11 protein-coding genes and 2 pseudogenes are annotated in these 14,722 nt (G+C 30.6%); 9 read left to right on the top strand and 4 right to left on the bottom strand.

Translation table 11 applies throughout. The features are described 5' to 3' along the window. Positions 1 to 20 precede the first annotated feature (20 nt). From murA to rpiA, 8 genes and pseudogenes are all read left to right on the top strand, one after another. Positions 21 to 1,289, top strand: a complete 1,269-nt coding sequence (murA, locus tag ICMP_RS00780) for a UDP-N-acetylglucosamine 1-carboxyvinyltransferase (RefSeq protein ID WP_041068856.1) — start codon at positions 21 to 23, stop codon at positions 1,287 to 1,289. A 39-nt stretch (positions 1,290 to 1,328) separates the two neighbouring features. Further along, complete coding sequence (gene rplU, locus ICMP_RS00775) at positions 1,329 to 1,640, top strand: 50S ribosomal protein L21 (RefSeq protein ID WP_041068853.1); 312 nt, start codon at positions 1,329 to 1,331, stop codon at positions 1,638 to 1,640. A gap of 27 nt (positions 1,641 to 1,667) precedes the next feature. Further along, the gene (gene rpmA, locus ICMP_RS00770) at positions 1,668 to 1,928 is read left to right on the top strand and encodes a 50S ribosomal protein L27 (protein ID WP_041068851.1); all 261 of its coding nucleotides are present in this window, start codon (positions 1,668 to 1,670) and stop codon (positions 1,926 to 1,928) included. 69 nt (positions 1,929 to 1,997) lie between these two features. Then, positions 1,998 to 3,020, top strand: a pseudogene (cgtA, locus tag ICMP_RS00765) (Obg family GTPase CgtA); the annotation flags it as partial. A 282-nt stretch (positions 3,021 to 3,302) separates the two neighbouring features. Then, the gene (gene tkt / locus ICMP_RS00760; RefSeq protein ID WP_041068849.1) at positions 3,303 to 5,294 is read left to right on the top strand and encodes a transketolase; all 1,992 of its coding nucleotides are present in this window, start codon (positions 3,303 to 3,305) and stop codon (positions 5,292 to 5,294) included. 549 nt (positions 5,295 to 5,843) lie between these two features. After that, on the top strand, positions 5,844 to 7,010 hold the full coding sequence (locus tag ICMP_RS00755; protein ID WP_041068847.1) for a phosphoglycerate kinase: 1,167 nt from the start codon (positions 5,844 to 5,846) through the stop codon (positions 7,008 to 7,010). 85 nt (positions 7,011 to 7,095) lie between these two features. Then, positions 7,096 to 8,175, top strand: a complete 1,080-nt coding sequence (gene fbaA, locus ICMP_RS00750) for a class II fructose-bisphosphate aldolase (RefSeq protein ID WP_041068844.1) — start codon at positions 7,096 to 7,098, stop codon at positions 8,173 to 8,175. A gap of 197 nt (positions 8,176 to 8,372) precedes the next feature. After that, positions 8,373 to 9,032 (top strand): ribose-5-phosphate isomerase RpiA, encoded by a 660-nt coding sequence (gene rpiA, locus ICMP_RS00745; RefSeq protein WP_041068841.1) that lies wholly within the window; start codon positions 8,373 to 8,375, stop codon positions 9,030 to 9,032. 50 nt (positions 9,033 to 9,082) lie between these two features. Here the strand turns inward: rpiA and ICMP_RS00740 are convergent, their stop codons facing one another. Continuing rightward, positions 9,083 to 9,673: a 5-formyltetrahydrofolate cyclo-ligase gene (locus tag ICMP_RS00740; RefSeq protein ID WP_041068839.1), complete on the bottom strand. Its 591-nt coding sequence runs from the start codon at positions 9,671 to 9,673 to the stop codon at positions 9,083 to 9,085. 424 nt (positions 9,674 to 10,097) lie between these two features. Here ICMP_RS00740 and ICMP_RS03430 point away from each other — a divergent pair, with 424 nt between their 5' ends. Continuing rightward, on the top strand, positions 10,098 to 10,238 hold the full coding sequence (locus tag ICMP_RS03430) for a hypothetical protein (protein ID WP_158386958.1): 141 nt from the start codon (positions 10,098 to 10,100) through the stop codon (positions 10,236 to 10,238). Between the two features lie 281 nt (positions 10,239 to 10,519). On the opposite strand, the gene lysA is transcribed toward ICMP_RS03430, so the two are convergent. The 3 genes and pseudogenes from lysA to prfB all read right to left on the bottom strand — a co-directional run bounded on the left by lysA (position 10,520) and on the right by prfB (position 14,582). Further along, positions 10,520 to 11,791, bottom strand: a complete 1,272-nt coding sequence (lysA, locus tag ICMP_RS00735; protein WP_041068837.1) for a diaminopimelate decarboxylase — start codon at positions 11,789 to 11,791, stop codon at positions 10,520 to 10,522. 175 nt (positions 11,792 to 11,966) lie between these two features. Next, positions 11,967 to 13,475 (bottom strand): lysine--tRNA ligase, encoded by a 1,509-nt coding sequence (gene lysS / locus ICMP_RS00730; protein WP_041068834.1) that lies wholly within the window; start codon positions 13,473 to 13,475, stop codon positions 11,967 to 11,969. A 9-nt stretch (positions 13,476 to 13,484) separates the two neighbouring features. Then, positions 13,485 to 14,582, bottom strand: a pseudogene (gene prfB, locus ICMP_RS00725) (peptide chain release factor 2). Between the last annotated feature and the right edge of the window lie 140 nt (positions 14,583 to 14,722).

Raw genomic sequence — 14,722 nt, 5'->3', positions numbered from 1 at the left:
GTCTTTAAATGGTATAAAAGATGGAGAAATTTTTAATTCATGGACCCACCTCTTTAAATGGTGAAGTGATTATTTCCGGATCTAAGAATGCTGCATTACCGATTTTATTTACTTCATTATTAGCTGAAGAAACAGTAGAAATTCAAAATGTTCCTAATCTACAAGATATATATACTACAATACAATTGTTAAGTACATTAGGTGCTAAGATAAAATATCAAAAATCTATATATATAAATAATAGTAATATTAAATCTTTTTGTGCTCCAGATAAATTAGTAAAAAATATGCGAGCATCAGTTTGGGCATTAGCTCCATTAGTTTCACGTTTTGGATTCGCTAAAATATCTTTGCCAGGAGGATGTGATATAGGTTTACGTCCGATTGATCTTCATATCAGCGGTCTCCAGCAACTAGGAGCTAAAATGACTTTACAAGAAGGTTACATTCAAGCTTCGGTAAAAGGTCGTTTAAAAGGTGCACATATTTTCATGAAAAAAATCAGTGTAGGTGCAACAGTAAGTATTATGAGTGCAGCTACTTTAGCTGTTGGTGTAACCGTTATAGAAAATGCTGCTTGTGAACCAGAGATTGTTGATACTGCTAATTTTTTAAATATGTTAGGAGGTAAAATATATAATGCCGGTACTAGAATTATCACTATAGAAGGAGTAAAGCGTCTTGGTGGTGGTGTTCATAAAGTATTACCCGATCGAATTGAAACCGGAACATTTCTAGTTGCTGCTGCTATATCTGGTGGTAATATTTTATGTAAGAATACCCAATCAGATATTTTAAAGACAGTGATAACAAAATTACGTAAAGCTGGAGCTATTATCAAAGTAGGTAAAGATTGGATCAGTTTAGAAATGCATGGAAAAAGACCTAAAGCAGTTAATTTATATACTGCTCCTTATCCAGGTTTTCCTACAGATATGCAAGCCCAATTCACAGTTCTTAATTTGATAGCCCAAGGAAATAGTATAATTACTGAAAATATATTTGAAAATCGTTTTTTACATATTCCAGAACTTATACGTATGGGAGTAAATGCAAAAATTAAGAATAATATAGTTTTTTGTACAGGAGTAGAAAAATTGTTTGGAGTTCAAGTGATGGCTACGGATTTACGGGCTTCAGCTAGCTTAGTATTAGCAGGGTGTATTGCTCATGGTATTACTATTATTGATCAAATATATCATATTGATCGGGGCTATGAAAGTATCGAGAAGAAATTAAATTCTTTAGGAGCTAAAATTAAACGTATAAGTAGAAATTTACAAACATAATTTATGCTGAAACTTAAATAAGTGTTATTGGAGTTTTATATGTACGCAATTTTTGAAAATGGTGGTAAACAATATATAGTAAGTGAAGGTCAAGCTATTCGTTTAGAAAAAATCAATCTTCCAGTAGGTGATAAAATATCATTTAATAAAATATTACTTGTAAGTAATGATAAAGATATAAATATAGGAACACCTATAATATCTGGTAGTGTAATTAATGGAGAAATAATTGCTCATGGACGTAAAGAAAAGATCAAAATCATTAAGTTTCGTCGTCGTAAGCACTATAAAAAACAACAAGGTCACCGTCAATGGTTTACTGATGTAAAGATCTGTAGTATAATTATTTAATATTAAAATAATAAAGGAAGATAACAAATGGCACATAAAAAAGCTGGTGGTTCCACCAGAAATGGTCGTGATTCTAAATCTAAACGTTTAGGTATTAAGCATTTTGGAGGTGAAAAAGTTCTTGCTGGTAGTATTATCGTACGTCAGCGAGGAACGAAATTTCATGCTGGTGATAATGTAATGTGTGGGCGTGATCATACATTATTTGCTGTTGTAGATGGGAAGGTTAAGTTCGAAACAAAAGGATTAAAACGTAAACAAGTCAGCATTGTAGTAAATGAAGGTTAATACGGTAAAGTTTACTAAGATATTCACTTTTTAAGATTATTGGGGATACAACGATTCGTTGGAGAAAAGATGAAGTTTATTGATGAAGCAAAAATTATCATCCATGCTGGTAAAGGTGGTGATGGATGTATTAGTTTTCGTCGTGAAAGATGTATTCCTAAAGGTGGTCCTGATGGAGGTAATGGAGGTGATGGAGGAAATATTTATTTATTAGCTGATGAAAATCTTAATACATTAGTAGATTTTAGATTTAAAAATATATTTAAGGCAGAAAACGGGCAAAATGGGCAAAGTAGTAATTGTACTGGCAAAAGTGGTAGAGATAAAGTAATCAAAGTACCAATTGGTACTCGTATTATGGACAATGAAACACATGAATCATTGGGGGATATGATATATCATAACCAAATGTTACTTGTTGCTAAGGGCGGATGGCATGGACTGGGTAATAGTTGTTTTAAATCCTCAACTAATCGTACACCATATCAAAAAACTGATGGAAAATTAGGAGAAATACGTGAATTATATCTAGAATTAGTTTTATTAGCTGATATAGGAATGCTAGGTTTACCAAATTCTGGAAAATCTACTTTTATCCGCTGTGTATCTCATGCTAAACCAAAAGTAGCGGAGTATCCATTTACTACTTTAGTTCCAACATTAGGTGTGGTACGTATGAATAATAGCAAAAGTTTTGTGGTAGCAGATATTCCAGGAGTGATTCAAGGAGCAGCGCAAGGTATAGGATTAGGTTTGCTATTTTTAAAACATTTAATGCGTTGTAGTATTTTATTACACTTAGTAGATATATCATTATTAAATAATGATGAGATATTATATAATATTAATGTTATATTGAAGGAATTAGAGCAATATAGTAAGGAATTATATGATAAACCACGCTGGTTAGTTTTCAATAAAATTGATCTATTGAATTATAGTAAAGCGGAACAAATTGCTAGACAGGTGACTCAGAAATTATTATGGAATGAAAAATATTATTTAATTTCTGCTAAAAATAAACAAGGGGTTAATTTATTATGTTTAGATATCATGAATTTTATTAACTGTAAAAAGCAATCTCAACTAATTTAGTTTTTGTTATTTTAATGTTATTAGTTCCATGAAGTTCACTACCATGATAAACAATATTATTTAAAGTAATAGTTCTTTTTAAGAGAACTATTACTACTTTATATAACTATCTATCATAAAGTACTAGTCGTAATTTTAAATTATAGATATTGCTCTATTTTAAATAATATCTAAATAACTTTCAAATGATCTGTGACGATATACTCTATCGGGTATATATCATAATTTACCTATTAACATTCATTAAATAAAACCATTATATATAATATGGAGTAGAATATGCATTCTCGTCAGGATATTGCTAACGCTATTCGTATCTTAAGTATAGATGCCATTCAAAAAGCTCAATCCGGACATCCTGGTGCTCCCATGGGTATGGCAGACATTGCAGAAGTATTATGGCGAGATTATTTAAAACATAATCCTGTGAATCCAAAATGGCCTGATCGTGACAGATTTGTTCTTTCTAATGGACACAGTTCAATGTTACTTTATAGTCTCTTACATCTTACGGGATATAATTTATCTATAGGTGATTTACAAAACTTTAGACAGTGGCATTCTCATACTCCAGGACATCCAGAATATGGTTATACCGACGGAATTGAAACTACTACTGGTCCTTTAGGACAAGGTATAGCTAATGCCGTGGGTTTTGCTATTGCTGAACGAACATTAGCTGCACAGTTTAACCGTCCGGGATATGATATAGTAAATCATTATACTTATGCTTTTGTGGGAGATGGATGTATGATGGAAGGTATTTCTCATGAAGTTTGTTCTCTTGCAGGTACATTAAACTTACATAAGTTAATTGTATTTTATGATTATAATGGTATATCTATTGATGGTGAAATGAAAGGTTGGTTCACTGAGGATACTGCCAAACGTTTTGAATCTTATGGTTGGCATGTAGTAAATAATATTAATGGTCATGAAGTTTTTTCTATTAAGAATGCTATTGAAGAAGCTAGAAGAAATATTGATAAACCATCTTTGCTTATTTGCAAAACTGTTATTGGATTCGGTTCTCCGAATAAATCTGGCACACACGATTCTCATGGTTCACCTTTAGGAGAAGAAGAAATTATTTTAACCAGGAAGGAACTCAATTGGAAATATCCTCCTTTTTTTATTCCAGAAGAAATTTATGAAAAATGGAATGCAAAGAAACGAGGACAACAACAGGAAAGTCAATGGGACAAAAAAATCCTTGACTACGAACGAAAATATCCCAAACTAGCTAAAGAATTTAAACGTAGAATTAACAGTCAATTACCTAATAATTGGCATAAAATATCAGAAAGTATTATAAATAAATTACATGAAAAACCAGCTAATATAGCTACCCGTAAAGCATCTCAAAATATTATTGAAGCTTTTGGACCAATATTACCAGAATATTTAGGAGGATCAGCTGATTTAGCACCTAGTAATCTTACAATGTGGTCTGGATCAAAACCTATTAATCTAGACAAAAGTGGTAATTATATTCATTATGGTGTGCGTGAATTTGGCATGACAGCCATAGCAAATGGTATTGCTTTACATACTGGCTTTTTACCATATACTGCAACATTTTTAGTGTTCTCAGAGTATGCACGTAATGCAGTACGCATGGCAGCATTAATGAAAATACGTCATATAATGATATATACTCATGATTCTATAGGTTTAGGAGAAGATGGTCCTACACATCAACCTGTTGAACAATTAGCTAATTTACGCCATACACCTAATATGAGTACATGGAGACCTTGTGATCAAGTAGAATCTGCAGTAGCTTGGAAATTTGCAATTGAACGCTTAGATGGTCCAACTTCACTTATTTTATCACGTCAAAATCTAATACAACAGAAACGTAATTCTAGTCAAATAAGCAACATATCGCGTGGTGGTTATATATTGAAAGATTGCGATGGAAAGCCAAAGTTAATTTTAATTGCCACTGGATCAGAAGTCTCATTAGCTGTATCTGTTTGGCAAAAGCTTTATCAGGAAAATTATAAAGTTCGTGTTGTTTCTCTGCCTTCTACTGATGTATTTGACAAACAAGATGAAATATATCGTGAGTCCGTATTACCATCATCAGTGGTATCACGTATAGCTATTGAAGCAAGCAGCAGCGATTACTGGTTTAAATATACTGGTTTACATGGTGCTATTATTGGTATGACTAGCTTTGGTGAATCAGCTCCTTCTGACAAACTATTTGAAAAATTTGGTTTTACAGTCAATCATATAATTAATATAGCTAAATCATTTTTGTAAAGTCAATGCATTGATTGTTATATGTAATAATGTGAGATAATTTAACATTAGAGTTAATGATATGATGCCATACCATCAAGCAGATTTAATCTGATCAATAAGAATTATATATCGAAAAAAGTTTCAAGGTCAAATATATCCAATAAAAATTCCATTTGCTAAAACTAGTGCAAAAATAAAAAAATTTTGTTCTTCAGGTAAACCTATAAATACTCATTATAATGTGAATACTACACCAACCTCTACTTCCAATAAAAGTATTGTATCTATTATTTTATAAAGCATATATGTCTTTATAAAATTTAATTTTGTATTTTTAATACAGTATAATGTATCATTATAGAATACTATTCGTTATTCGTAATACATACAGTAATAAAACTTTGTGAGATTATCGGGGTAATTAGAGGTATCTCTAATACTAGTAGATTTAAAGTGTCTGATAAAAATATTTACATACATAAGATATCACTATTAGTATTAGCAATTATAAGTAGATATATTGTCTCTTATATCTAAATTTTATTAAAATTCATTAGAGAGTTTTTTATGTCTGTAATTAAGATGACTGATCTTGATCTTACCGGTAAACGTGTACTAATCCGTACAGATTTCAATGTACCTATAAAAGAAGGTAAAATAATATCCGATGCAAGAATTCGTTCAGCTTTGCCAACTATAAAATTAGCTTTGAAACAAGGTGCTGGAGTAATAGTAGCTTCTCATCTAGGTCGTCCAATTGAAGGTGAATATAGTGAAGATTGTTCCTTACTGCCTATTGTCAACTATCTTAAAAAAACATTTACAAATACTAAAGTTAGTTTAGTAAAAGACTATTTACACGGTCTGCAAGTAAATATGGGTGAATTATTTATTCTAGAAAATGTTAGATTCAATAAAGGAGAGAAAAAAAACGATGAATTGTTAGCACAAAATTATGCAGCCCTATGTGATATATTTGTAATGGATGCATTTGCTACCGCACATCGTCTACAAGCATCTACACACGGTGTAATTAAATTTGCACCTATTGTATGTGCAGGACCTCTGCTATTGTCAGAATTAAATGCTTTGAAAAAAGTTATGAGTAATCCATATCGTCCTTTGGTAGCTATAGTGGGTGGTTCAAAGGTGTCTACTAAATTTGATGTTTTGCAATCATTAGTAAAAATCGCAGATACTGTGATTGTAGGAGGAGGTATTGCAAATACTTTTATTGCTATAGAAAATAGCATAGGTAAATCACTCTACGAACCTGGTTTTGTAGAGTCTGCTAAAAAACTACGTGATGAATTCAATATTTTTATTCCCATTGATTCTCGTGTAGGCAAAGAATTTTCTGAAACTGCTCAGGCAACTATAAAAAAAGTTTCTGATTTAGAAGAAGATGATGAAATCATGGATTTCGGTGATGAAACAATCCAATTGATGTCCCAAATGCTTTTGAAAGCTAAAACTATTTTATGGAATGGTCCCGTAGGGGTATTTGAATTTATTAATTTTGGTAAAGGAACAGAAGCTGTTGCCAATTATGTTGCTAGTAGTTTAGCGTTCTCCGTAGCAGGTGGAGGAGATACAATAGCTGCTATTGAAAAGTTCGGAGTAGAAGATAAAATTTCTTATATTTCTACTGGAGGAGGAGCTTTTTTAAATTTTATAGAAGGTAAAACTTTACCTGCTGTCCTTATGTTAGAAGAACGTGCTGCATCAGCATAGAAAAAGTAGCCTAATAAATATTTAAGCACAATATAAATTTTATTTAGTTATATTATAATAAATTAATAAAATTTAAGGTGGAATAATGCATAAAATTCTTGATTTTGTAAAACCTGGAGTTGTTTATGGTGAAGATGTAAAAAAAATTTTTGATATAGCAAAGAGAAATAAATTTGCTATTCCTGCTATAAATTGCATTGGTACTGACTCAATAAATGCTGCTTTAGAAGCAGCTGCAAGAATGCAAGCACCTATTATTATACAATTTTCTAATGGAGGTGCCAAATTTATTGCTGGTAAAGGATTTAAAACAGATAAATCACAGGAAGCCGCTATTTATGGTGCGGTATCTGGAGCACAACATGTTCATGTAATGGCTAAACATTATGGAATACCAGTTATTTTGCATACTGATCATTGTGCAAAAAAATTATTACCATGGATTGATGGTTTATTAGAAATAAATGAAGAATACTTTAAAAAAAGTAAGAAACCCTTATTTAGTTCACATATGATAGACTTGTCTACAGAAAGTCTAGAAGAGAATATAGATATATGTGCTAAATATCTAAAACGCATGTCAAAAATAAATATTTTATTAGAAATAGAATTAGGTATCACTGGTGGAGAAGAAGATTGCGTTGATAATACTAAATATCATCCTTCTGCTTTGTATACTCAACCTGAAGATGTAGATTATGCTTATCATCAATTAATTAAGATAAGTGACTTATTCTTAATAGCTGCTTCTTTTGGTAATGTTCATGGAGTGTATAAACCTGGAAAAGTAAAACTTACTCCAGATATTTTAAAAAGATCGCAAGAATACATACGTCAAAAATATAATTTTAATTATAATGTAATAAATTTTGTTTTTCATGGTGGTTCTGGTTCATCCATATCAGATATTAGAAGTGCTATTAGCTATGGAGTGGTAAAAATGAATATTGACACAGATACTCAATGGGCCACTTGGAATGGTATATTGAAATATTATAAAAAAAATAAAGAATATTTACAGAGTCAGCTGGGTAATCCGGAAGGAGAAGATTTTCCAAACAAAAAATATTACGATCCAAGGGTATGGATACGTTATTCACAAAAATCTATGATACTAAGATTGCAAGAAGCATTCAAAGTACTTAATGCTACTAACGTGCTTTAGTATCTAATTAATGACCAAACTTATAATTTTAGCTAATTATCTTATATAAGATTGTATAAATCTTATTTATTTATAAATCAGAAAATTTAATTATGATCTACAATCAAATAAAAGTGCTTGTAGGTGTTAACTTTTAACTTAATTTAAATCCATTTTTTATGCTATTAAATTTAGTACTATCAGGATGTTAACATAATATGACTAAAGATCAACTCAAAAAAATGGTAGGATGGGCCGCGCTTAAATACGTTAAATTAGGAACTTTAGTGGGAGTTGGTACTGGTTCGACCACTGAACATTTTATAAATGCACTAGGTACCATAAAACATCAAATTGAAGGAGTAGTATCCAGTTCGGATGACTCGTCAAATAAATTAAGAAAATTAAACATTCCAATATTTGATTTAGCTGAAATAAATTTTTTAGATATTTACATAGATGGTGCGGATGAAATTAATCCTTATATGCAAATGATTAAAGGAGGAGGAGCTGCTCTTACACGTGAAAAAATAATAGCTTCTATAGCAAAAAAATTTATTTGCATTGTAGATGAATCTAAACAAGTTGACATACTAGGTCGTTTTCCATTACCTATAGAAGTTATTCCGATGGCACGTGCATTCATTGCACGTGAATTAGTAAAAATAGGTGGTATGCCAGAATACCGGCAAAATGTAATAACAGATAACGGAAATATTATTCTTGATGTACATAACTTACGTATTGTTGATCCAATTGCATTGGAAAAAAAAATTAACTGTTTACCTGGAGTAGTTACTGTAGGCTTATTTGCTGAACGTAGTGCCGACATTGCTCTAATTGGTACTAATAAAGGTATAAAAACTATTATAAAATAGCATATTAAACGTAAACTTTTGTATATTTGTATTGTTGTACAAAATTTATTTTACCATTGCCAAATATGTGAAGGTGTAATTATAATTGGCAATGGAATATCCCATTTGGCTGTAGGTAATTTTTCTACTAACTGAAAATCATGAGCAATTCCAATTGGTAGAAAATTGTATTTCTGCCAATTTTGTAAAGTACGATCATAATAACCTCTGCCCATACCTAAACGTTGTCCTTTACGATCAAATGCAACTAAAGGAACTAACATTACATCTAGATCACTTAAGTTTAGTATGTTATCTTTATTTATAATAGGTTCTAAAATACCAAATGTGTTTAAAATTAAAGGTGTTTTAGGTGTATAATTGATAAAAATTAAATCGTTCTCTACATAAGACTTTATTACTGGTAAAAAAATTTGCTTATTTTCTTCTAATAGAACTTTGATCAGTGGTTTTGTATTGGGTTCACCATCGATTGATAAAAAAATAGCTATTTTTTTTGCCTGTATAATAGGTAAATAACTAACCAATTTTTTAATTAATAATTTTGTTATTTTTTGTTGTTGTTTAGCATTTATGCTATTTCGTAGAGAGCGCATTTTTTGACGAATACTATTACGATTAGATAAATAAGAATCAGACATAAAAATTCCATATAAATTGAAGATCAAATTATTTTGAATCTAAAACATGAGACATATGTAATAAATATTACTCTCAAATCAATAGTAATTTTTACTGTTATTACCATTAACTAAAATAGCTAGCATATTGGATTATCCATCATTTTATATATAGGCTGATTGTCACCAAGAATATCCCAATAGAAAAACTATATTTTTTATCATACGATATTTAATAAACCGCAAGCATTATATTTTATTACAACAAAAACTCATAATAATAGATAATATTTAATCGTGAACGTTATCAATTATCCAAAATATCGTTTGGACTGATATTAGCATAAGAAACCCCATAAAAAGTAGCTATTTATCGTGCTTTACCATGAACGACCTTGGGGACATAACATGCGAATATTTACAGACAAGAAATACATTATAAAATATGCAGCAAGTTACAGTGGTAGGTTATGCTTGTGATTTTAAGTATACTTTTCTAGTGAATGCCAGATTTATAACTGGTTATTTATCAATAATCATTACTTGTTGTTATCGGACGGAGATAACTCTTAATGAAATATGGTAATTGCTTATAATGTTCTCATAGTCAGTACGTAGTTTGTCATGTATTATGATGATAAAAATGTAGATGATATAGCTCTAAAACCAAACATTTTCCTAACTTACTTATTTATATTTTCTAATGCAAAAATATCTAAATATTTGTGGGGAAGCGGAATTAGAATTAGTAGATAAGATACTATTAATTACCTGGTAGGTAATGAAAACTTCAGCTGTCATTAAAGAACTAGAAGCAAATGAAATTGCTTTTTTTTTATAAAAAGAAAAAATGTTAAATTAATAACTTTATTTTGATAAAATAGGTAGTTCTTCTAATGATAATAATTCCTGAATAGTTTGAGATCGTCTTATTTCACGAGGTATGCCTGTCTCAAACATTACTTCTGGTATTAATGGGCGACTATTATAATTAGATGACATTGAGGCCCCATATGCACCAGTATCGTGAATTATTATATAATCCCCTACTTGTGCAGCTACTGGCAAAGAACGCACTGCTATTGTTCCTCCTTCTAATTGAGTAAAAATATCTCCAGATTCACATAATGGTCCAGCTACTAAAGTATCTATTGTTTTGTTCTGATTTATAATTCTCTTATCTCCAGCTATTAATGAAATAGCATGATAACTGCCATACATAGCTGGACGCATTAAATCACTGAATCCAGCGTTTACTAAAATAAAATGACGATTACCCATTTTTTTTATTGCACGTATTTGACATAATAGCACACCAGATTCGGCAACTAAAAATCTGCCAGGTTCAATCTCTAATTTTATATGATGGCCTAGATAATTGACAATACGTTCCCTTGCTGTGTTCCATAACCCGAAATAATGTTTAGTATCTATAGATTTTTCATCGCATCTATAAGGTATAGACAAACCTCCTCCGGCCGAAATTGCTTGTAAATCCTGACCAAATTTTATAACTTGATTAACCATAGCATCACATACAGTTTGTAAATGATTATAATTTACTCCGGAACCTATATGCATATGTAGGCCTATTAATTTTAAATTAAAACGTTTAATAGCGATTAAAGCTAATGGTAAATCATCATACCATATACCGTGTTTACTATTTTCTCCTCCAGTATTAGTTTTTTTGTTATTTCCATATCCAAAACCTGGATTTACCCGTAGCCAAATTTTATGCCCAGGTGAAAGCTTACCTAATTGATATAACATATCTATTGAACCGGCATTGACAGGTATGTTCATATCTATGACACGAATTAAAGTTGGTTCCTCAAAAATATCTGCAGTAAAAGTAATATCATCACAACTAGGTTTATATCCAGCAGCTAACGCACGTTCTATTTCTCCTAGAGAAACAGCGTCAACTTTAACACCCATATTTCGCATTAAACGTAATATATGAATATTTGAACAAGCTTTCTGTGCAAATCTAATTACGTCAAATAATTTTAGTTGCGAAATACGTTCTTTTATAACATCAGCATTATAAACCCATAATGCACTGTTATAATGCTGTGCGATTGATAATAAATTTTGTTCTGTTAATGAATTTTTTTTATTAATTGAACAGGGCATAATAAATCTCTTTTCATCATTTATGATGAATCCATTGATAATGGTATTTATAAATCGTAAATATGATATATCTAGAGAAACTAGTTATCCAGTTTACACTTAAAGTAAATATAAATCTACTCTATAATCAAAAAATTTACTGAGAAACTACATATGTTTTGATATATGATTAATGTCAATTATCGTTGATATTTGGACGGAGGAGCGGAAATAAAATTACATCACGAATATTACTGCTGTCGGTGAAAATCATCACTAATCTATCAATACCTATACCTAATCCCGCCGTAGGTGGCAATCCATATTCTAAAGCGGTTAAATAATCTTTATCACATGATAGGGTGGTTTGTTCATCGGATTGTTGATATTTTGTTAAAAAACGTTGTGCCTGATCTTCCATATCGTTTAATTCGGAAAAACCATTAGCAATTTCATTACCACCAATAAAAAACTCAAAACGATCTGTGATTTCTGGATTTTTATCATTACGACGTGCTAAAGGTGATACTTCTACTGGATATTCAGTTATAAATGTAGGTTGAATTAAGTGAGCCTGTACTGTTTTTTCAAAAATTTCAGTAATAATATTACCTAATTTCCAATGTGATTCTATTTGTATCCCAAGTGAACGAGCAATAGCAGAAGATTTAGCAAAATCTTCCAAATCACCTAACCTAAGGTTTGGATTATGTTTAATTATTGCTTCATTTATAGTAAATTTATCGAATTTGTTAATAAAATCAAAGGTATACTGTCCATATGATAGTTTAGTAGTACCGAACAATTCTTGTGCTAATGTGGATAATAAATTTTCTATCATTTTCATGAGATCTTCATAATCCGCATAAGCCATGTATAGTTCCATCATTGTAAATTCAGGATTGTGACGTGGAGAGAGTCCTTCATTACGAAAATTCCGATTAATTTCAAAAATACGCTCTAATCCTCCTACTACTAGTCTTTTGAGATAAAGTTCAGGTGCAATACGCATATACATTTTAAGATTTAAGGCATTATGATGTGTAACGAATGGTCGAGATGTGGCGCCACCAGGAATAAGTTGCATCATAGGTGTTTCGACTTCTATAAAATCGTTTCTTACCATAAAATGACGAATTTTCTCTATAAGTTTTGCTCTCAAGTGAAATATATAACGAGTTTTGTCATTAGATATAAGATCTAAATATCTTTGACGATAGCAAATCTCCCTATCCATTAATCCATGAAATTTATTTGGTAGAGGCCGTAATGATTTAGTTAACATTTTTAAGGTAGTACAACGTATTGACAACTCACCTGTTTTAGTTTTAAATAGTTTACCACATACACCAATAATATCACCTAAATCCCATTTTTTAAATTCTTCATTAGATTTATCTTTTTGTAAGTAATCACACGAAATATACAGTTGAATACGACCTCCCATATCTTGTAAAGTAAGAAATGAAGCTTTGCCCATAACACGCCTCATTACTATACGTCCAGCAACACTTACTTGAATGCCCATGGATTCTAATTCTGCTGGATCTGTTTCTGAATATGCGATATGTAATTTATCAGAAGTGATATTACGACGAAAATCATTAGGAAAAGCTATACCTTTGTTACGTAAACTATTAAGTTTTTTACGGCGACTTTCCAATTCATTATTTAATACTTGTTTGTCAAATATATATTTAACCATATTATTATTTTATAATCCTGCTTTTAAGCTAGCTTCAATAAATTCATCTATATTTCCATCTAACACTGCTTGAGCATTCCGAGATTCTATGCCTGTACGTAAATCTTTAATACGAGAATCATCTAAAACATACGAACGAATTTGATTACCCCATGCAATATTTAATTTGTTATTTTCTAAATTTTGTTTTTCAATTTTTTTTTTTGTGCTTGGATTTCATATAACTTAGATTTCATTTGTTTCATTGCTTGATTTTTATTTCTATGCTGAGAACGATCATTTTGACATTGAGTTACAGTACCTGTTGGAATATGTGTAATACGCACTGCTGATTCTGTCCGATTTACATGCTGACCTCCTGCTCCTGAAGCACGATATACATCGATACGCAGGTCAAGAGGATTGATAATAATATCAGTATCATCATCGACAACTGGATAGACAAAGATTGAACTAAACGAAGTATGACGACGTTTAGCAGCATTAAAAGGACTTTTACGTACTAAACGATGTACACCAGTTTCTGTACGTAACCATCCAAATGAATAATTACCTGATATATGAATTGTAGCTGCTTTAATTCCAGCAATTTCACCTTCAGATTTTTCAATAACTTCTGTCTTAAATCCCTTTATGATTGCCCAACGAAGATACATTCGCAAAAGAATATTAGTCCAATCTTGTGCATCTGTCCCTCCTGAACCAGATTGTAAATCAATATAACAATCTTTATTGTCATCCTTCCCGCAAAACATAGCATAAAATTCAATTTTTGCTATTTTTTTATCTATATTATTTAACTCGCCAATAACTTCAGTAAAAGTTTTTTTTTCATTAATTTCTATAGCTAAGAGAAATAGATCATTTATCTCCTCTAAATTAGTAGATACTTGTTTTATTGGATTAATACTAACATTTAATGCTGTACGCTCTTTAATTAAATTTTGCATTAATTCTGGATTATTCCATATGCTGGGTTTTTCTAATTCAGTATTAATTTCTGTCAATCTACTACTTTTAATACGGTAGTTAAAGTGACCTCCTAAGGATATCAATACGTTTTGTAATACTTTCTATATGACTTTTTATTAAATTAATTTCAAACATTTCCATTGTACCTAAGTATTATGTAGATGATATGCAATAATATTGCTATTATAAATTTATTTTTAAAATAATTTACATTTAAATTATTTAGTATTTATTTGAGCAGAAAAATATATTTTATAATTAATTGAAGTTAATTT

Source organism: Candidatus Ishikawaella capsulata Mpkobe, from assembly GCF_000828515.1.
Classification (GTDB): Bacteria; Pseudomonadota; Gammaproteobacteria; order Enterobacterales; family Enterobacteriaceae; genus Ishikawella; species Ishikawella capsulata.
This window is presented reverse-complemented; position numbering and strand designations above follow the sequence as displayed.

Coding starts and splice junctions, on each gene's coding strand:
- lysS (WP_041068834.1), bottom strand. CDS start 13,475: ATGGTTAAATATATATTTGACAAACAAGTATTAAATAATGAATTGGAA.
- lysA (WP_041068837.1), bottom strand. CDS start 11,791: ATGCCCTGTTCAATTAATAAAAAAAATTCATTAACAGAACAAAATTTA.
- ICMP_RS00755 (WP_041068847.1), top strand. CDS start 5,844: ATGTCTGTAATTAAGATGACTGATCTTGATCTTACCGGTAAACGTGTA.
- tkt (WP_041068849.1), top strand. CDS start 3,303: ATGCATTCTCGTCAGGATATTGCTAACGCTATTCGTATCTTAAGTATA.
- rpiA (WP_041068841.1), top strand. CDS start 8,373: ATGACTAAAGATCAACTCAAAAAAATGGTAGGATGGGCCGCGCTTAAA.
- fbaA (WP_041068844.1), top strand. CDS start 7,096: ATGCATAAAATTCTTGATTTTGTAAAACCTGGAGTTGTTTATGGTGAA.
- ICMP_RS03430 (WP_158386958.1), top strand. CDS start 10,098: ATGCAGCAAGTTACAGTGGTAGGTTATGCTTGTGATTTTAAGTATACT.
- rpmA (WP_041068851.1), top strand. CDS start 1,668: ATGGCACATAAAAAAGCTGGTGGTTCCACCAGAAATGGTCGTGATTCT.
- rplU (WP_041068853.1), top strand. CDS start 1,329: ATGTACGCAATTTTTGAAAATGGTGGTAAACAATATATAGTAAGTGAA.
- ICMP_RS00740 (WP_041068839.1), bottom strand. CDS start 9,673: ATGTCTGATTCTTATTTATCTAATCGTAATAGTATTCGTCAAAAAATG.
- murA (WP_041068856.1), top strand. CDS start 21: ATGGAGAAATTTTTAATTCATGGACCCACCTCTTTAAATGGTGAAGTG.